The 18,656-nt window shown below is 63.7% G+C and carries 19 protein-coding genes and 1 pseudogene; 10 read left to right on the top strand and 10 right to left on the bottom strand.

Going from position 1 to position 18,656, the window contains the following annotated elements; translation table 11 throughout:
• Positions 1-27: 27 nt before the first annotated feature.
• Both BM167_RS03980 and BM167_RS03975 read right to left on the bottom strand, forming a co-directional pair.
• On the bottom strand, positions 28-945 hold the full coding sequence (locus BM167_RS03980; protein WP_092889051.1) for an ABC transporter ATP-binding protein: 918 nt from the start codon (positions 943-945) through the stop codon (positions 28-30).
• Between the two features lie 193 nt (positions 946-1,138).
• On the bottom strand, positions 1,139-3,850 hold the full coding sequence (locus tag BM167_RS03975; protein WP_092889048.1) for a DNA-directed DNA polymerase: 2,712 nt from the start codon (positions 3,848-3,850) through the stop codon (positions 1,139-1,141).
• Positions 3,851-4,078: 228 nt separating this feature from the next.
• Between BM167_RS03975 and BM167_RS03970 the strand changes: the two genes are divergently transcribed.
• From BM167_RS03970 to BM167_RS03960, 3 genes and pseudogenes are all read left to right on the top strand, one after another.
• Complete coding sequence (locus tag BM167_RS03970) at positions 4,079-4,267, top strand: DUF7331 family protein (RefSeq protein ID WP_092889045.1); 189 nt, start codon at positions 4,079-4,081, stop codon at positions 4,265-4,267.
• A gap of 198 nt (positions 4,268-4,465) precedes the next feature.
• Entirely contained in the window at positions 4,466-5,257 is a 792-nt protein-coding gene (locus BM167_RS03965; RefSeq protein WP_092889042.1) for a creatininase family protein, read from the top strand.
• Positions 5,258-5,356: 99 nt separating this feature from the next.
• Positions 5,357-5,770: pseudogene (locus BM167_RS03960) on the top strand (DUF7346 family protein); the annotation flags it as partial.
• A 129-nt stretch (positions 5,771-5,899) separates the two neighbouring features.
• Here the strand turns inward: BM167_RS03960 and rad50 are convergent.
• Genes rad50 through BM167_RS03940 form a run of 4 tightly spaced genes read right to left on the bottom strand, consistent with a single transcriptional unit; the run spans position 5,900 to position 10,624 of the window.
• Positions 5,900-8,584, bottom strand: a complete 2,685-nt coding sequence (gene rad50, locus BM167_RS03955) for a DNA double-strand break repair ATPase Rad50 (RefSeq protein WP_092889039.1) — start codon at positions 8,582-8,584, stop codon at positions 5,900-5,902.
• Complete coding sequence (mre11, locus tag BM167_RS03950) at positions 8,585-9,976, bottom strand: DNA double-strand break repair protein Mre11 (RefSeq protein ID WP_092889036.1); 1,392 nt, start codon at positions 9,974-9,976, stop codon at positions 8,585-8,587.
• A complete protein-coding gene (locus BM167_RS03945; protein WP_092889033.1) occupies positions 9,973-10,335 on the bottom strand; it encodes a DUF7966 family protein in 363 nt (120 codons plus the stop codon). The genes mre11 and BM167_RS03945 overlap by 4 nt, the downstream gene beginning before the upstream one ends.
• A gap of 25 nt (positions 10,336-10,360) precedes the next feature.
• Positions 10,361-10,624, bottom strand: a complete 264-nt coding sequence (locus tag BM167_RS03940; RefSeq protein ID WP_092889030.1) for a MarR family transcriptional regulator — start codon at positions 10,622-10,624, stop codon at positions 10,361-10,363.
• A gap of 175 nt (positions 10,625-10,799) precedes the next feature.
• Here BM167_RS03940 and pan1 point away from each other — a divergent pair, with 175 nt between their 5' ends.
• Positions 10,800-12,017 carry a proteasome-activating nucleotidase Pan1 gene (gene pan1 / locus BM167_RS03935; RefSeq protein WP_092889027.1) on the top strand — a complete coding sequence of 406 codons (1,218 nt, stop codon included), beginning with the start codon at positions 10,800-10,802 and terminating at the stop codon, positions 12,015-12,017.
• 47 nt (positions 12,018-12,064) lie between these two features.
• On the opposite strand, the gene BM167_RS18315 is transcribed toward pan1, so the two are convergent.
• On the bottom strand, positions 12,065-12,211 hold the full coding sequence (locus tag BM167_RS18315) for a hypothetical protein (protein WP_177213276.1): 147 nt from the start codon (positions 12,209-12,211) through the stop codon (positions 12,065-12,067).
• Positions 12,212-12,292: 81 nt separating this feature from the next.
• On the opposite strand from BM167_RS18315, the gene nth reads away from it, so the two are divergent.
• Entirely contained in the window at positions 12,293-12,979 is a 687-nt protein-coding gene (gene nth, locus BM167_RS03925) for an endonuclease III (RefSeq protein ID WP_092889021.1), read from the top strand.
• A gap of 1 nt (position 12,980) precedes the next feature.
• Here the strand turns inward: nth and BM167_RS03920 are convergent, their stop codons facing one another.
• The 3 genes from BM167_RS03920 to BM167_RS03910 all read right to left on the bottom strand — a co-directional run bounded on the left by BM167_RS03920 (position 12,981) and on the right by BM167_RS03910 (position 14,804).
• Positions 12,981-13,460, bottom strand: coding sequence for a DUF7321 family protein (locus BM167_RS03920; protein WP_092889018.1), 480 nt, complete (start codon positions 13,458-13,460; stop codon positions 12,981-12,983).
• 141 nt (positions 13,461-13,601) lie between these two features.
• A complete protein-coding gene (locus BM167_RS03915; protein WP_092889015.1) occupies positions 13,602-14,378 on the bottom strand; it encodes a TrmB family transcriptional regulator in 777 nt (258 codons plus the stop codon).
• Positions 14,379-14,423: 45 nt separating this feature from the next.
• The gene (locus tag BM167_RS03910) at positions 14,424-14,804 is read right to left on the bottom strand and encodes a DUF7344 domain-containing protein (protein WP_218153762.1); all 381 of its coding nucleotides are present in this window, start codon (positions 14,802-14,804) and stop codon (positions 14,424-14,426) included.
• A gap of 214 nt (positions 14,805-15,018) precedes the next feature.
• Between BM167_RS03910 and BM167_RS03905 the strand changes: the two genes are divergently transcribed.
• From BM167_RS03905 to BM167_RS03885, 5 genes are all read left to right on the top strand, one after another.
• Positions 15,019-15,879: a DUF7319 domain-containing protein gene (locus BM167_RS03905; protein ID WP_092889012.1), complete on the top strand. Its 861-nt coding sequence runs from the start codon at positions 15,019-15,021 to the stop codon at positions 15,877-15,879.
• A gap of 69 nt (positions 15,880-15,948) precedes the next feature.
• On the top strand, positions 15,949-16,617 hold the full coding sequence (locus BM167_RS03900) for a plastocyanin/azurin family copper-binding protein (protein WP_092889009.1): 669 nt from the start codon (positions 15,949-15,951) through the stop codon (positions 16,615-16,617).
• Positions 16,618-17,004: a DUF7318 family protein gene (locus tag BM167_RS03895; protein WP_092889006.1), complete on the top strand. Its 387-nt coding sequence runs from the start codon at positions 16,618-16,620 to the stop codon at positions 17,002-17,004.
• A gap of 3 nt (positions 17,005-17,007) precedes the next feature.
• Positions 17,008-17,802: a cytochrome b gene (locus BM167_RS03890; protein ID WP_092889003.1), complete on the top strand. Its 795-nt coding sequence runs from the start codon at positions 17,008-17,010 to the stop codon at positions 17,800-17,802.
• A 12-nt stretch (positions 17,803-17,814) separates the two neighbouring features.
• Complete coding sequence (locus BM167_RS03885) at positions 17,815-18,585, top strand: cytochrome b family protein (protein ID WP_092889000.1); 771 nt, start codon at positions 17,815-17,817, stop codon at positions 18,583-18,585.
• The last annotated feature ends 71 nt before the right edge of the window (positions 18,586-18,656 follow it).

The following is an 18,656-nucleotide window of genomic DNA, read 5'->3' as shown; positions in this document are numbered from 1 at the left end:
TTAGTAGTACCTTGGTGGCTGGCCTTATCAGGCTGTCCCGTACACTTCTTCGCGGACCCAGTCGTACCCCTCGTCTTCGAGCTGCTCTGCGAGGTCAGCACCGCCGGATTTCGCGATTTCGCCGTCCAGCATGATGTGGACGTGGTCGGGTTCGACGTAGTCGAGGATACGCTGATAGTGGGTGATCTGAAGGATGCCGGTCCCCTGCTCGTCGCGGAGGGCGTTGATTCCCTTCGAGACGTCCTGCAGGCGGTCGATGTCGAGACCGGAGTCGATCTCGTCGAGAACCGCGAGCGACGGTTCGAGGATGGCGGCCTGAAGCACTTCGTTCTGCTTTTTCTCGCCGCCGGAGAAACCGGCGTTGAGGTACCGCTGCATGAACTTCTCGTCCATGTCGAGCAGTTCCATCTTCTCTTTGAGGATCTGCTGGAACTCGGCGACGCCGACGTCGCCCTCGTCCGCGGGGCCTTCCATCGGCGACGTCTCGTAGCCGGACTCTTCTTCGTCGTCGTCGGTCTCGGCTTCCTCGTCGTCTTCGAACAGTTCTTCGCGCTCCTCTATCTTCGCGTTGAGGGCCGTTCGGAGGAAGTTCGTCATCGTGACGCCCTCGATTTCGGCGGGGTACTGGAAGCCGAGGAAGATACCGAGCGCCGCGCGCTCGTTCGGTTCCAGTTCGAGGAGACTCCACGTCTGTTTGTCCTCGGGGATGTCGAAGTCGTCGCCGAACTCGTCTTCGCTCAGATGGAGAAGAATCTCACCCTCCGTCACCTCGTAGGCGGGGTGTCCCGCGATGATCTTCGCGGTGGTCGACTTCCCGGACCCGTTGGGGCCCATGAGAGCGTGAATCTCGCCCGATTTGACTTCCAAGTCGACGCCACGAAGGATCTGCTCACCGTCCTCCTCCGCGACTCGCGCGTGGAGGTTCTTGATTTCCAGTGTTGCCATTGTTGTCTCGTTGCCTCGTACTGAAACGATGGGTACTCCCGCCCATAATGGTTACGCATTCACGGCAGACGCTTTGTTCGAGAGAAAATTAATTTGCGTTTCGCGAAAGTAGCGGCGGACGGTCGGACGCGTGTCCGGGTTTCGGTGAACCGAACTCCGACCGCTCAGTGCCGCCGACGAGACCCCGTTCGGTTCACGTGAAACTCCCGAGTCCGGTCTGTTCCTGTCCGGATTTCACTTCGTCCCACGACATCCCGAGCGCTTCGATGATTCGCGCGATGGGGCCCTTCAGCGTCTTGTCGAGCATCTTGTCCCAGTCCACCTCGAAGGCCTCCGGAACCTGGTCTTCGTACTCGAAGCAGATGACGTCCGGGTCGCGCTTGAACGCCTTGTACAGGTCGTCTCTCTGCGGGTCGAACCCCTCTTCTGCCTCCATCCGCCGGAAGAAAGAGGGGTGGACCTTCCGGAGGTAGAGGCGCTTCGGCTTCGACCCGCGGTCGAAATTCGTCCCGAGAAGCAGGTTCGCGTACTGCGCGCCGCGAACCTGGGCCGTCGCGGTCTCGTAGGCTTCGAGGCGCTTACCGATGCCGCCGGGGATGCCGATTTCGTCGAGCGGTAGGTTCCCCTTCTCGAAGTCGGCGATGACGTCGTGGACGTAGTCTTTGATCACGCCGTCGTCCTCGCCGTAGACGATCATCTCGATGACGCGCTTTTGCACTTCCTTCGTGACGGGCGCGATGTCCGAGCGCTTGTACTCGAAGCCGGTGATGTCGATGTCGTCTACGTCTTTGCCCTCCTTCCAGACGATGTGGCCCGCGTACCGCTTCTTTTTGCCCGCCTGGAAGAATCGCCGGTAGAGCTTCTCGAACTCTATCTGGAACCGGTGCTCCTCGGCGTCGAGTTCCTCCCGTGCGAACTCGTCGTAGGCGTCGTTGATTCGCTCTTCTATCTCGAAGGACTGTTCGATGGCTTCCTCCTTCGAGACGCCCGGTCCGAGTTCGAGCATAACTGAATCAGTATCTCCATACGCCACGGAGTGGCCCATCTCGCTGGCCTTCTCGTCTGTGAAGTTTATGACCTCCCGCCCGGTGGCGGTCACCGCCGCGCCCATCTCCTTGTCGTAGAGGCGGAACCGGTCCCACCCGAGGACGCCGTACAGCGAGTTCATGATGACCTTCACCGCGGCCTGTTGTCGGTCGAACTGTTCGTACGCCGGGGAGTCCGGGTCGTGGTCGTTGCGGAGGCGTTTCTTCTCCTCGCGTTCCGTGAGGAGTTCGTCCACCATCTCCCGGATGATGCCGTCGGGTTCGGTCCGGAAGTGCGTCCCGTTGGGCGCGTGGAACGTCTCGCCGTCGTACGTCTCGGGGTCCACCTTCGTCTCCGGCGAGGCGTTGATGGTCACCATGCACATCGGGTACAGCGACTTCAAGTCGAGGACGGTGACGTTCTCTTTGACGCCCGTGATGGGGTCGAAGACGGCCCCGCCCTCGTACTCTTCTGACTCCTGTTGGCCCTTCGAGGGGAGGGCGAACTCGCCGTGGACCTTGTGCAGGACGTAGATGTCGACGGTGTCGCCCGGCGTCGGCGCGTCTTCGAGTTTACATCCGACGAACGTCCGGACTTCGTCCCAGAAGGCGACGACGTCCTGTTTGCGGTCTATCTCGACGCAGAGTTCCACGTCGCGGACGTTGTATTCGAGCAGTCGCCGAGGCTCCTGTTCCCACAGGTCGCCGATGCTGCCGGAGTAGCGCTCTTTGCCCACGTCGAGTTCGAGTTCGCCCACCGCGTCGAGTCGGTACGACTCCAGTTCGGTGAACTGCGTGCGCTTGTAGGCGTACAACAGGTCGAACACGACGCGGCCCTTCACGTCCGGGCCGCCCCATCCGCTTCGCCACACCTCGCCGAGGCGAGAGAGTCTGTCGGGGTCCAAGTCGTAGTCGGAGGTGGGGTCTACCCGCTCCATCCGGTCGAGGAAGTACGGCATGTCGAAGTCCTCGAAGTTCCACCCCGTCAGCACGTCCGGGTCCGTCTCCTCTATGTACTCGACGAACTCGTGGAGCATCTCGTCCTCGCGGTCGTACGCGCGTATCTCCACGTCGGTGTCCGACTGGAGGGGTTCGTAGTCGCCGAGGTCGGTCGGGGCTTCGACGCCGTCGCCCGCCTCCGGCGCGTTGTACAACCACGCGATGTACTCGTCGCGGTAGTTGTCGTGGGAGGTGAGACAGACGATGGGTTCTTCGCCCTCCTCTGGGAACCCCGACCGGTCGTCCACCTCGATGTCGAACGTGTTCACCCTGAGGTCGGCGTCGACGTCCGCCGGTCGCACCTCGTCGTGCGGAACCTGCAGCGTCCCGTCGTCGAGTTCTCGGGCGGGGACGCGCACGCCGCTTTGGATGTCCTTGTCGATGAGGAGTCGGTTCGGAAAGAGGATGTCCGCCTCGAAATGCTCGAACTCGTCGCGAATCTGCCCCACGTCCCGCGGCGTCCGGGTGCATATCTTCGTGAGTTCCTCGCCGCGGATGCTCTCGTAGCCGTCCTCGGTCCGCGTGATGACGCTCTTGTCGAGTTTCTCGTCGGAGAGCGTCTCGGTCGGCGCGTAGAAGTACGGTTCGAAGCCGAGGACGCGGACGTGTTTCGTCTCGTTGTCCGGCGCGCGACCGAACAGGTGGACGACGGGGTACTCGGTGCGCCCGGACCCCTCGACCGTGTAGTCCACCTGCGTCACGGCGAGTTCGACCGTCCCATCCGCGTCGGGGAACTTGATGTCTTCCGCGTCGATGACCTCGGAGACGTGTTGTCCCGTCTCCCCCGCGACCCACGCGGCCTCCTCGTCGGGGCGCGCGTCGCCGCCGTCGGCGTCGCCGTCACCCCCGCCGAAGTCGTCCGTGAGCCCTGCCTGTTTCATGCCCGGTCGTTCGGCGTAGCCGGCTAAAAACCCCGTCTTTTCGCCAGCCGTCGCGGCTGATTCGTCGGAGTCGCCGACGACGAACGCTCGCGACAGCGGAGAACGGTGCGAGTCGCGTCCCGAAATCGACTCGAGGCGGCGCTAGTATCCTAAATTGAGGACCCGAACGGCCCGGTGAACCTAGACGCAAAACATATACCGTGCCATGACTTACCATGGGGTAGAACAATGGCCGACCACGCAGATTCCGAGCGGACGAATCGGTCGCAGGCCGCCGCGTCGCGGCCCAGCGAGACGAACGGACTCGACGGCGTCGAGTCCTACGAGGTGGACGAGGGGGTCGTCTTCTACGACCCGCAGAATCCGCTCGCGTGGGTCGAAACGTCGCAGACGTTCGAACTGAAGGACTGTCTCTGACACCGCGGCGCGAACTTCCCGTCGAATTCGCGTTCTCGTTTCTGTCGGCGTATCGACCGCGAATCCGCTGACTCGACCGTTCAGCGTACCGTTTCGACGCCATCTCTGACCGTGCGTCCGTCCGTTTCTCCGGAGGAGAGTTATCAACGCGCTCGGCCATCCTCTAATTTATATTACATGTGGTACAATATATCACGCATGGCGGAGCAACGGAGACTCGACCAGATGCGTCACCCCGAAGTGGAAGCGTACTTAGACAGCGCCGAGACGCCGACGGCGCTGATTCCGCTCGGGACGACCGAACAGCACGGCAAACACCTCGCGATGGGAACCGACGCGTACATCCCGACCGAAATCTGCGAGCGAATCGCGGCGGACGTCGACGCACTCGTCGGCCCGCCGATGAACTACGGCGCGTCCGACATGCATGCGGGCTATCGAGGGATCACGTACCTCAACTACCGAACGCTGGCGACCGTCGTCCGCGACGTCGCCTACTCGCTGGTCGAGAGCGGGTTCACGGACGTCGTGTTCGTCTCCGGACACCTGACTAACGACTACGCGGCGAAAGTCGGAGCTAATTGGGCTTCTCACGACCTATCGGACGATGCGTACGTCTACGCGTTCCCGTACTGGGACGCACTGAGCGGCGACGACATGGAGGAGTACCTCTCTTTCGACGCCGGGTGGCACGCGAACGTCGGCGAGACTGCCGCGGTCATGGCCATCGACGAGGGACTCGTCGACTTGGACGAGGTCGAGGTCGACGACCCGGATATGCCCGACGACATCGAGAACCCGGCCGCGCTTCTCGATCCGTTGTTGATCGGGAAGGGGTCGTTCTACCGCGTGAGCGAATCCGGCGTCTGGGGTGACCCGAGCGATGCCACCGCAGAACGCGGCGAAGACTACTTCGAGACGATTACCCACGCCGTCGCCGAACTCATAAACGAGTTCCAAGATATCCGAGCGGACGTCTACAAGCGGTAGTGTCCCGAGCGAACGAGGGCGGCCCGTACGGCTCTCCGAAACGCGGCGGTCGACGTTTCGGGCGGAACCCCTTTGAGCGAGTCCCCCCTCCGTTCGCCCATGCAGACGGTTCGCGACCCCGCCGGGAAACGCTACCTCCTCGTGAAGCGTTCCGGCGAGGCCAGTCGAGTGCGAGACCCAGAAACCGGCCGAGAAGAGTACCGCGCGAACGACGAACTCACGTTCGAGGGGACGTCTCCGCTCGTCACGGCCGCGGCGGCGGTTCCCGACTCGGTTCGACGCGTCCTGACCGCGACGCACGGCGACCGGTCGCTCGGACTCCTCGTCGAGATGGCGGACCGCGGCCCGCTTTCGGTCGTGGAACTCCTCGACGCGTACGACCTCTGTGAGTCGGACCTCCACGGCCTCCTCGGCGAGTTTCGCGCCGCCGGACTGCTGACGGAGACGCGCGTCCACGGCGAACGCGGGTACGACGCGACGGAGACGGCGCGCGACGCCGTCTCTCACCTCCGCGCGACGGCGGACGGTCCGCGCTCGGCCGACGGAGACGACAGATTCGACCCCGAGACGACCGAGGCGAAGACGACCGAAGCCGAAAGAGAAGAGTAGCGGACCGAACCCCGGTGCCGAGACACCGGTGGCTCAGTCGCCTGAGAGTGACGCGGCGGCCGCCAGGTCGGCGGCGTCCTCGTGGCGGACGGACGACCGGTTGGTCGTCGGATTTTTCTCCACCGTGACGAGTTCGTCCGCGGCCCCGACGAGTTCGTCGTCGTGGCTGACGATGATTATCTGGCGGACGCCGAGTCCGCGCATCTCGTCTACGAGGTCCACGAGACGCGAGACGTGGCCCGAATCCAGGAAGACGGTCGGTTCGTCGAGGATGAGCGGCGGCATCGGCGCGGCACCCTCGATGCCCTCCGCGAGGAGTCGGTAGATGGCGCACCGCAACGAGAGGTTGAACAGGGCACGTTCGCCGCCCGAGAGTTGCTCGGGGTCGAGTGCGGTGCCGTCCTTCTGGAAGACGGTGAGTTCGTACTCGCCGTCGAGGCGGATGCGCGAGTAGGCGTCGTTGCCGTAGACGAGGTCGAACGTCTCGTTCAGCATGCGTTCGAGGCTCTCGACGTTCCGACGGCGGAGTTCGGCCCGCAAGTCGCCATACATCGCCTCTAACTCCTCTGTCTCCTCGTGGACCGATTCGAGAGCGTCCACCCGCGTCGCGAGTTCCTCGCGGTCCTCGCGCAGTTCCTCTAACTGCTTCAGTTCGCCTTTGACCCCGCCCACGTCGTTCTGCAGACCGTCGCGCGTCTCGCGGAGTTCTTCCAGTTTGACCTCGACTTTCTCCAGATACTCGGCGGCGTTCTCGCGTTTCTCTCTCGCCTCTTCGACCCGCTTTTCGTCCACCTGGTCCGCGAGTTCGCTCCGCCGGTCTCGCTTCTCGGCGAGGAACTCGCGCCGTTCGTCGTTTCGGTCCGCGATGTCGTCGCGTCGTTCCTGCAGGCGGTCGATTCTGTCTTCGGCGTCCGAACGCTCGTCTCGGAGTTCCTCGACGGCGTCGAGTCGGGTTCGCTCTCCGTCGAGGCCTTCGAGTTCGGATTCGAGGTCCGACACCTCCGATTCGACCTCCGCGGCGGCGTCGGCTTGGGTCTCGGCCGCCTCGCGTTTCTCTTCGGCCTCGGCGTCGAGTTCCTCGGCGCGTTCGCGGTTCGACGTCGCCTCCGTTCGCTTGGATTCGGCTTTCTCTCGCGCGTCGTCGATACGCTCTTCGAAGAGGCTCCGGTTGCGGCGGAGTTCCTCGATTCGGTTCTCCGTCTCGACGAGGCGTTCGGCCGCCTCGACCCGCGCCTGAAGCGTCTCTCTGCGTTCGCGCAGGTCGCCGAGTGTCTCTGTCAACTCCTCGATTCGCGCCTCGAACTCGCCGACCGAATCGACGTGCGGCGAGTCCTCCACGGGTTGTCCGCACTCGGGGCACTTGCCGGCGTCTCGCAGTTCCTCTGCGTCCGCGAGTCGGTCGCGGACGGCCTCCAGTTCCGCCGACGCCTCCGCGACGTCGTCGCGCACCGAGTCGAGTTCCGCCCGAACCGACTCTCTGTGGTCCGCCGCGTCGCCGACCGAGACGGGGGCGTCCTCGAAGCGGTCCGTCAGGTCGTCGAGTTCGGATTCGAGGTCCGCGAGGTTCGATTTCCGCTCTTCGAGGTCGGACTCTGCCGTCTCCGCCTCGGCGTCGAGTTCCTCGGCCCGCGCCCGTTTCTCCGCCGCGCGTTCTCGGAGTTCGTCGGCGCGTTCGGAGAGTTTCTCCGCCTGATTCGACAGCATCGTCTCGCGTTTTCGCGTCTCGGTCAACTCCTCGCGTACCTCGTCTTCGCGCGCGCGAACCTCCTCGCGGCGGGCGGCGACCGTCTCTTCGTCTGCGGCGTCGAGGCCCGCGGCGTCGCGCTTCTCGTCGAGATTCGAATCGAGCGTCTCGATTCTGTCGCGGGCGTCTCGCACCTCCTCGCGCAACTCGTCGCGTTTCCGTTCGTCCGAGGCGATAGATTCTCTGAGGTCCGAGATGTCCGATTCGAGAGCGTCGAGTTTCTCGCGTCTCTCCTCGTACTCCGAGAGGATTCGGTCGTTCTCCTCGTGGGTCTCTCGGGCGCGTTCGCGGTTCTCCTCGAAGCGTTCGATGTCGGATTCGACCTCCGTGAGTTCCGTCTCCAACGCGTTCAGTCGGTCGTGGAGGCCCGCCTCCTCTTTCGCCTCTATCTGAGAGTCGAGTTTCGACAGCGCACCGCGTTTCTCGCCGAGGACGTCCTCGATGCCGAGACGCGCCTGTCCGGCGCGTTCGCGGTACTCCTCCAGTTTGCCGAGTTGGAGCAGGTCGTCTATCATGTCCTGTCTCTGCCCCGGCGTCGCGTTGATGAGTTTGTTCACCTCGCCCTGCCGAACGTACGCGCAGTTGACGAACGCCTCCGCGTCCATCCGGAGGAGTGACTTGACGTGCGCGCGCACGTCTCGTGCGCCGTCGGCGGTGACGTCCGGGCCTTCGAGAGTGCAAGTGGCCGTCTGCACCCGGTCGCCGGACCGACGCAGGCGGCGTTCGATGTGGTACTCCTCGCCCTCGTGGGTGAACCACAGTTCTATCTCAGTCTCGTCTTCGCCCGTCGTCATCACGTCGCCGAGCGTCTCGTCGAGGGCGCGCGCGCCGTAGAGCGCGAAGAAACACGCTTCCAACAGCGAGGACTTTCCGCTCCCGTTCAACCCGTGGATGACCGTCACGCCGTCCGAGAGGTCGAGGTCGGTATCGGCGTACGGTTTGAAGTTCCGCAGTCTGATTCGGTCGAACCGCATCTAGAAATCCTCCATGGTGAACTGGCCGTTCGTCTCCGCGTCGGGGGCCGCGTCCGGGGCCGGGCCGTCCTCTGTGTCCCCGTCGGGATCCGCGTTCTCGTCCGCCTCGGCGGCGGTGGCCTCCGTCGTCACCGCGGTACTTCCGTTCGCGGAGTCCGCCGTCGGCGTGGTCGTCGCGTCGGCGACGGCGTCACCTTCCTCGGCGGTCGATTCGGCGTCCGTCGCCTCGGTCGTCCCCCCGTCGGTTTCGTTCGCCGTCGGGCCGGCGTCGTCCGCCTCCGCCGCCCGGAACGCCGACAGGTCGCCGTCGTCGACGAGGGCGGAGACGCGCGTCTTCACCTCCTGTCGCACCTTCGAGTCGGGCGTCTTGCTCGCGCGAATCGTCTCGTCCACGTCGAGGGCGGCAGTCGAGAGGCCGAGGTCGGACACTCGCTCTCGGACGGCGTCGTCGGGGTCCGCAAAGGAGACGTCCGCGGACGACTCCGTCTCCAGTTCGCGCCGGTCGGTCACGCGCGCGATGAGTGCGCCGCGGTCGGTGGCGAACTCCTCTATCGAGGCGGGCGTGACCGGGTCGCCCTCGCCCGTCACCTCGACGACGACGACGGCGTCCGTCAGGTCGTGTTGGCGGACCTGTTCGCGGACGCGTTCGACGCCCTCTCCGTCCTTGAGTTCGACCGAGACGAAGCGGAACGGGCGGGTGTCGAGCGACTTCCGGCGGATGTCCACCTCGCCGTCGAACGAGACGATGTTGTACCCGCGTCCGGGTTCCTCGCTCGCACTCGCGCGTTCCGTGGACCCGCAGTAGGTGACCCATGCGTCGTTTACCTCCTCTGTGCCCGGCGCGTGGTTGTCGCCCAGCAAGACGGCATCGAACGCGACGTTCGACGCGGAGAGGAACGTCTCCGTCTCCCAGTTCGCGTGCGCGAACGGGGTGAACAGTCCGTGCGCGACGAGGGCGGCGTGTTCGGCGTCGCTCGGGTCGAAGTCGTACGTCAGGTCGTCGCGCCGCGACTTCGGGACGTGGTCGAGTCCGTAGAAGGCGGTATCGCCGACCACTCTGGGTTCGCGTCCGAGTCGTTCCGCGAGTCCGAGGCTCTCGAAGAGGTCCAACCACTGTCCGCCCCGCGTCGACTCGTGGTTCCCGACGACGGCCAAAAACGGGACGTCCGCCTCGTCGAGACGGCGGAGTGCGGAGAGCGTCCCGAGCAAGTCGCGGAGTTCGGGCCGCCTGTCGTGGAACAGGTCGCCCGCGTGGACGACGGCGTCTACGCCGTCTTCGACGGCGTGGTCGACCACTTGCTCGAAGGCGTCTAAGAAGTCGCGGCGGCGTTCCGGCGAGTGGTACTGCTTGTACCCGATGTGGGTGTCGCCGGTGTGTATCACCCGTGTCATCTGTCCCGAGGTTGGCCAGCGCCCGGTAAAACCGTTCCGTGACCGGAGTGAAACTGGTCCGCGGCGCCTCCGACGTTCTCGCCGCGGGCCGCAGACCGGAGTCTCCTGAGGGCGGCGAGCGTTCGCCGGCCGCGTTCGGCCGCCCTCTCGTCGCCCGCGGCGTCGGCGTCCGCCACGGCGCGCGCGAGGCGGCCTTCGCCTCCGGCCGCGACGAACGCCGCGGCGTCGCGCGCGGACGACACGCAGTCGGCCGCCTCGTCGATGGTCGTCTCGTACGCCGCCTCTCGCCGCGGGGCGGTACCGTCCGCGAGTCGACTGAGTGCGTTCCGAATCCCGCCGGGAGCGTGCGTTTCGGTCACGAGGCGAATGGCCTCGGTATTCGGTTTAAATGTTCAGCGTGTAGAGCCGCTTGCGCGCATCGGAGAAAGAGAACCGCGAGTCGACGGCGTCGGCGTCCTCCAGTCGAGAGAGGGCGTATCGGACAGTCCGCGGCGGCAAGAGCGTCTCCTCGGCGATTTGACTCTGCGTCATCGTGTCGTTGTAGTCGAGAACCTTCGCCACCAGTTTCGCACTCGGGGGCATCTCCCGTATCGGGTTCCATCGGTCCGTGGTCCCTTCGTCTGCGGCGACTGCCTCGGTGGTGCTCATTCTACTACCTACTCGCGGATGTAGGGTAATAATATTTGCTGTATCAAAATATTACTCAAGCGAATATTAAACGGTGGGGGCGACCTCCCTGGCGAAAGGGCTGAAGCGGCGCTCAACCCGGCGAGAAGCCCGGGTAACCCGAAGCCTCTTATGAGGCGACCACCTACGGCAGATGATGACCGATACTGTGGACGACGTCGAACTCCCGTACGACGAGGAGGCGGCGTCGCAGCAGGAGAAAATTAAGGCTCTCCAAGAGCGCCTCGAAATTCTCGAATCTCAGAACGAAGAGATGCGAGATAAGCTGCTGGACGCGAACGCGGAGAACAACAAGTTCCAGCAGAAACTCGAACGTCTCACACACGAGAACAAGAAACTGAAGCAGTCGCCGCTGTTCGTCGCAACCGTCCAGGAGATAACGGACGAGGGCGTCATAATCAAACAGCACGGCAACAACCAAGAGGCGGTCACGGAGGTTACCGAGGAGATGCGCGAGGAACTCGAACCGGACTCGCGCGTCGCCGTCAACAACTCGCTCTCTATCGTCAAGCGTCTGGACAACGAGACGGACGTCCGGGCCCGCGTCATGCAGGTAGAACACAGCCCCGACGTCACCTACGCCGACATCGGCGGCCTCGAAGAGCAGATGCAGGAAGTCCGAGAGACCGTCGAGATGCCCCTCGAACGCCCCGAGATGTTCGAACAGGTCGGCATCGACCCGCCGTCGGGCGTCCTCCTCTACGGCCCGCCGGGCACCGGCAAGACGATGCTAGCGAAGGCAGTCGCGAACCAGACCGACGCCTCGTTCATCAAGATGGCCGGGTCGGAACTCGTTCACAAGTTCATCGGCGAGGGCGCGAAACTCGTTCGCGACCTGTTCGAGGTGGCCCGCGAGAACGAACCCGCCGTCATCTTCATCGACGAGATAGACGCCATCGCCTCGAAGCGGACGGACTCGAAGACGTCCGGCGACGCCGAGGTTCAGCGCACGATGATGCAGTTGCTCTCGGAGATGGACGGCTTCGACGAACGCGGCGAGATTCGCATCATCGCGGCGACGAACCGCTTCGACATGCTCGACCCCGCGATTCTCCGCCCCGGTCGGTTCGACCGCCTCATCGAGGTGCCCAAGCCGAACGAGGAGGGTCGCTCCATCATCTTCGAGATTCACACGCGCAACATGAACGTCGCAGACGACGTGGACTTCGAGGCCCTCGCGGAGATGGCGTCCGACGCCTCCGGCGCGGACATCAAAGCCGTCTGTACCGAGGCGGGGATGTTCGCCATCCGCGACGACCGCACGGAGATATACATGACCGACTTCGTGGAAGCGTGGGAGAAGATAGAGGCCGAAGCCGAGGAAGACGACGCCGTCTCCCGAGCGTTCGCCTGACGCTCTGATTCCCGGATTTATCTCGTTTTTCGACCGTCGAGCGACCGCTACAGCGCGGTAAACAGGAGGTACGGAACGACGAAAAGCGCGAGGAACATCCCGACGAGGACGAGTCCGTATCCGACGCCCGTCCCGAGTCCGACGCGCCACGCCGCGGAGTCGACCCGTCCCGCCTCCGAATCAGTCTCTGCCATACGTCCGTCTCCGCGCGCGGTGACTTTACTCTTCGCGACCGAACCCGAACCACTCAACACCGCCCGGTCCGACCGGAGGGTATGGGAACGCGCCTCGATTCACGGGAGACGCAGGTTCTGGAGGTACTCGACCGTCTGTACGAGGAGTACCCCGACACCACAATCTCGCTGAACTTCTCGAACCGCCTCGAACTGCTCATCGCGGTGATGCTCTCTGCGCAGTGCACCGACGAACGGGTGAACAAAGAGACCGAACATCTCTTCGAGAAGTACGAGACGGTCGAAGACTACGCCGACGCCGACGTCGACGAACTCTCCGAAGACATCGGCTCTATCACCTACCACAACAGCAAGGCCGACTACGTCGTCAGTTCCGCCCGGACGATACGAGACGAACACGGCGGCGAGGTTCCGGACACGATGGACGAACTGACCGAACTGAAAGGCGTCGGCCGGAAGACGGCGAACGTCGTCCTCCAACACGGCCACGACATCGTCGAGGGAATCGTCGTCGATACGCACGTCCAGCGTCTCTCTCGGCGACTCGGCATCACGGAGGAGACGGCACCCGAGAAGATAGAGACCGACCTCATGCCTCTCGTCCCCGAGGACGACTGGCAGCAACTCACGCATCTGTTCATCAGTCACGGCCGGGCGACCTGCACCGCGCGCAACCCCGACTGCGCCGAGTGCGTCCTCGAAGGTATCTGCCCCTCCTCGAAACTCGACGGCGACGTCGACCTCGCAAGCGGCGAGGCGTGGTCCTGACTCAGAACAGATAGCCGGTCGCGTACCGGTAGATACCGAGCACCCACGCGAATATCCAAAACAGCACGTATCCGAAGACGCCGACGCGGAGACGGCCGCGCCACGCGCCCATGTTCTCGTGTAGGTCGTCTAACTCGATGTCTTGGTCCGGGTTGTCGTAGAGGTCGGCCCGTCGTTTGACCTGCAGGATTCGGACGATACCCGTGAGGGCGAACGCCAAGAGCGCGTACGCTTGGAGACCGAGAACCGCGTGGAGGGCCGCCAACCCGCCCAACTGCTTGAACAGACGCGGAATCATCCACGCGACGACCGGAACCGTGTTCAACACGAGGCCCGGAACGATGAACTTCAGGTGGTAGATCAACACCCCCCACGTCACCGTCTCCGCGTCTATCATTATCCACGCGCCGTAGAGATAGAACGGAAAACTGACCGTGACCATCAGGGCCGCGCCCGTCGCGATGGCCGTCTCGGATACCATCACACGAGATTAACTCCCGTCCGGCCTAAATGGTCCGACTCCGACCCGACGGACGGCGGGCGAACTACCGCCGCGGAGGACGAGAGGAGAACTGGAGACGAGACGAGTTCGGGGGAACGTCGCGTACCGGTAGTAAGGCGGTTAGAAGTCTGCTAACCTGTCGTCGAGGAGTTCCCGAGTCCACGCGGCGAACCCGTGGTTGTGGCCGTTCGTCCACACCGCCGTCTCCTGCTGTTCGAACGGTCGGTCGCTGTTTTCGAGACCGCTCGCGAGTATCGCCTGTCGGTCCACCATCGCCAACTTGCCCGGCCACTTGCTGACGACCGGGTTCGTCTCTCGGAGACTCTCGAACAACGTGACGTCGGCGTCGGGGACGTCCGCCCGAATTCGCTCTTCGAGCGAGTCGGTCCCCACTTCGACGACGACGTTCACGCCGCGTTCGGTGGCCGCGACGAGTCGGTCCACTATCTCTTCGGGGACGGCCGATTCGTCGGCGACGAGCATGTGGACGTGGTCCTCTGCGTCGTCGAGAAGCGTTCCGAGTCGGTCGTTGACGTGTTCTTCGTCCGCGATCGACCACATCCCTCGCTCGGCTTGGGGTTCTGCGGACCGGACGTTCTCCAACGCCGCGTCGGCCTCCTCGACGTTGGCGCGGAACGCGCTCTCGAGTTTCTCGAACGCGTCGTCTTTCGAGATGGCCCGGTACTGTCTGGGGTCCGACTGCTGGACGTCGACCAGTCCCCGTTGGTGAAGCCTGTCTACGGTGTCGTACACCCGAGAGCGAGGGACGTCCGAGAGTTGGCTCACTTCTTTTGCGGTCCCCTGCTTCAAGCGACTGAGCGCGACAAAACACCTCGCCTCGTACTCGGTGAGGCCGAGGTTCCCCAACGCTTCGACGGCGTCCGGTTGGTTACTCATAAGTGTTCGATGTGGACGCGTCGAACACCTTACTCTGGCGGCCGGTCACTCCTCTGTCGGCGCGGCGTCGAGTAGTCGCCGGATACGGTCCGGTTCTTCCGTGAGTCTGACCAGGTCCTGTTCTTGAGAGTACTCCACGAAGCCGGCGTCGCCGAGTTTGGGGACGTGAGCGTGATACAGCGAGAGATACACCTGCATCACGTCGTCGGCGGGAATCTGAGCGAGCGTCGCCTCCCGCTCTCGGACCGCGACTTCGTCCGCGAGGTCAGCTAACGTCATCGGAGTGTCGTACGCGACGAGACAGCGGAGGGCGACTCGACGGCGGCGCTTGGCGAGGACACCGAACAGGACGTCGAGTCGGGTCTCGGAGGCCCCCCGGAAGTCGGACATCGACTCGTCGTTCTCCCCCGAAGTTGAATCGCTCACACCCTACATAGGGGCACCACGGAGTATAAACAAATTGTGAGTCCGAGCAGAGTCCTCTCGTTGTGTCTACGGCGGGGACAACAGCATCGTCGGGCCTCTCTCGGATAACGCCCGAAAGCGGAGCATATCCGGGACGAGCGGACGCTCTCTGCGCTCACCCCCGCTCGGACGAACGTCGGGGCGCTTATGCGGCTTCGGGACGGACATCGAGCCAATGAGTGACGCCGAGGACGGACGGGTTGACGAACAGCCTCCGGACTCGGAGGGGAGCGACGAGGAGTCGCTTCGAGCGTTACGCCGGGAGGTCGAAGAGAAGTACGATTTCGACGACTTCGGCCCCGAGGAGATGGCGGAGATGTCCCTCGAAGAGTGGGAGGCGGTGTTCGACCCCGACACGTGGATAACCGGGCGGGACCTGCTGGACCGCGTCGAAAAGGACCTGCGGAGCCGAATCGCCTACCGTGAGGTGTTCGCCGTCATCGAACGCATCCGACGGGACGGCGAGGACCAACTGCTCGTCTACTCCGACGAGGGGTACGCCGTCGTTCACCCCGACGGAGGCATCGAGGGCGAAGGGACCGTTCTCCGCGACGTGAAACCGACAGTCGCGCTCTGTTCGATGGAGGAGTACGAAGTGGACGACCCGCCGGAGGACGTCTCGCTCCCGCAACCGGTGGACGTGGCCGAGGGAAGCGGCGAGTTCGGCAACCTGATGTTGCAGATAGTCGCCGGTGCGCAGATGCTCGTCGGAGTCGGCCTTCTCGTCGTTTGGCTCCTGTTTCCCGTGGTGAACGGGCTGTTCGGGACGGCTCTCCCCACCGTCGGCACGATATTCGCGCCCCTCCTCGCGGGGGTCTTTCTCGTCATCGGCTTTTTCCTGTTTCTCGTGGTGGCGAACGCGCGCCTCTCGGACCGGTTCCGCGCAGAGGAGTACCGGAACCGACTCAGAGCGGTCGGCGCCGAACACGGGGAGCGGCCGGATTTCCTCCCGTTCGACGAGGAGGGTGCACCGCGCGTCGAACCGCGAAGAGACGACGACAACGCCACCGCAGAGGGCAAATCCGAGGGTAGCTGAACCGGCGGCATCGGGCGGTGCGGCGGCAGTCGGTGGGTTTAAGCGCGTTCCATCCTGAGAAAATCGTGTATGAAAAGGCGGGACTTTCTGAGAGCGGCAAGCGTCCCTGCCGCGGCCGCGACGGCGTCTGCCACCGCCGGCGTGACAGCCGCCCAACAAGAGGACGGCACTACGACGTCCGCTGGTGGGACCGGCACGGCGTCCGGAACCGAGCAAGGGACGGGTACCGGAACTGGCACCTCCAGCGGCGGCGGAGGCGGCGGAGGCGGCGGCGGAACCGAGACGGTCACCGTCGGCCCCGGCGGTTCGCTCGTCTTCGAGCCCGGCACCGAAGAAGCCCTGGAGATAGCACCGGGAACGACTGTCGAGTTCGTCTGGGACTCGGATAACCACAACGTCGTCCCCCAGAGCCAACCCGAGGACGCGAACTGGGGAGGCCACGAACCGATAGAGAACGAGGGGTTCTCGTTCAGCTACACGTTCGAGGTTCTCGGCACCTACGAGTACATCTGTGAGCCCCACGAGTCCGCGGGCATGATCGGCACCATCGAGGTCGTCGAGAACCCCGGCGGCGGCGAGGGCGGCGGCGAGAAGGACCTCGAAGAACTCGGCGTTCCCATTCAGGCTCACTGGGTCGGCACGGCGACGATACTCGGGATCATCATCACCGTGATATTCACGTTCTACATCCTGAAATACGGCGAATCGCCGAACACGGGGACGGGGAGGAACGGATAGATGTCCTCCTCGGGAAGCACCTACGGGGATATCCACCGGTACGAGCCGGCACGAGAGAGCACGGCCGCGGCTATCGGCATCGTGCTCCTCACCATCATCGAAGTCGTCTTCGTGTTCCTGTTCAGCTACGGATTCATCTCCGGATGGGGCCTGAGCGACACCGGGAACATGTTCCTCGGCGGCATCCTCGCGGTCATCTTCGTCGACCTCGCGTTCATCCTCGCGTTGTACCGCAAGGAGTTCCTCCCCGACGTGATGATCGTCAAGAAGCGCCGTCGCAAGTGGGAGGACCTCTACATCCGAGAAGAGGACGAAGACGGCGTCCCCTTCACCACGGGTGCGTGGGACCAAGTCAAGCGGGCCATCTACCCGTACTACAAGAAGTAAACCATGAGCCTAGAACGAAAAGACGAGTACGACCACAAAGACTGGATGAAAAAGAAGGACCTGACTCCGGTCGAGTCGGTGTTCCTGACGACGCTCATCTGGATGGACAAGCGACTCCGCATCGTGGACTATCTGGAGATGATGGAGACCCTCTACTACCGGGTCAACCTCCAGATGCCGAAGAGCCACACCGAGCAGTACGACCTCGACAACAAGTTCTGGTACTGGTACCCGCTGTACACGCTGGGACTGTTCTCGACGCTCGCGTACGTCGTGGCCGCGATAAGCGGTGCGCTACTCGGGTTCTACTACTCCCCGGCGACGACGGGCGACCCGACGACGGCGTACAGTTCCATCGAGTTCATCATGACCGAACTGCAGTTCGGCTTCATGCTCCGTTCGGTCCACCGGTGGTCCGCGCAGGTGATGGTGGCGGCGGTGTTCCTCCACATGCTCCGCGTCTACTTCACCGGCGCGTACAAAGAGCCCCGCGAACTGAACTGGATACTCGGCATCATCCTCATCAGCCTGACGATGGTGTTCGGGTACACCGGCTACCTGCTCCCGTGGGACCAACTCGCGTACTGGGCGGGTCAGATCGGCGTCGAGATGGCGCTGTCCATCCCGCTCGTCGGAGAGTGGGCGGCACAGTTGCTGTTCGGCGGGTTCTCGCTGAGCCAAGCGACACTCCAACGGATGTACATCATCCACGTGTTCCTGCTCCCGTTCGTCGTGACGACGCTCATCGCCATCCACATCGGCATCGTGTGGGTGCAGGGAATCGCGGAACCGCACTGATACAATAGAACAATGAGCGACACCGAATCCGACGCAGACGAAAAAGAGGTTCGCACCGACGGCACGGGCATCGTCGCGCCCGACGACGAGACGCCGACGTGGAGCGAACGCAAGAAACGCACAGACGGTCTCTCGCGACTGACGTACGAGTACTTCGAGCGCTCTCGCCGCGAGGACCAGGACCTCAGACAGGAGTCCGACTACGTCGAACGCGACGTGCTCGGCTTCCCGACGTGGCCCCACGAGATAATCCGGAACCTCTCTATCGCGAGTTTCTTCGTCGGGGTCATCCTGTTTCTCTCGGCGACGATGCCGCCGCACATCGGCGCGCCAGCGAACCCCAGTTCCACGCCGGCGATTATCCTGCCCGACTGGTATCTGTACTGGTCGTTCGGCCTGTTGAAGCTCGGTCCGCTGAACCCCGAGTTGGCGATTCTCGGCGGCCAGAAACTGACCGCGGACCGGACGTACGGCGTTCTCGCGAACGTCGTCGTCGTCGGTATCATCGCGATGGTGCCGTTCCTCAACAAGGGAAGCGCGCGCCGCCCCGTCGAGCAGCCGTTCTGGGCCGCCGTCGGCGTCGGCGGCGTCGTCTTTGCGTTCACCATCTCGATTCTGGCCATCAAGAACCTCATGCCGATGAACGTCGACCTGCTGTTCGACCTGACGTTCATCCTCCCCGTCGTCGCGTTCTTCCTCACCTACGCGGTGTTGAAGACGATGCGAGAAGGCTACATGTACGGTCTCAACAAACGCTACTACCGTCTCCGGCCGCCGCGGTAACGCGGAGACTCTTTTCGTCGGTCGAGAACCGTTTTCGTTCGGTCCGTTCACGGTTCCGAGCAGCGGCGACG

Source organism: Halopelagius inordinatus (assembly GCF_900113245.1).
Lineage (GTDB): Archaea > Halobacteriota > Halobacteria > Halobacteriales > Haloferacaceae > Halopelagius > Halopelagius inordinatus.
This window is presented reverse-complemented; position numbering and strand designations above follow the sequence as displayed.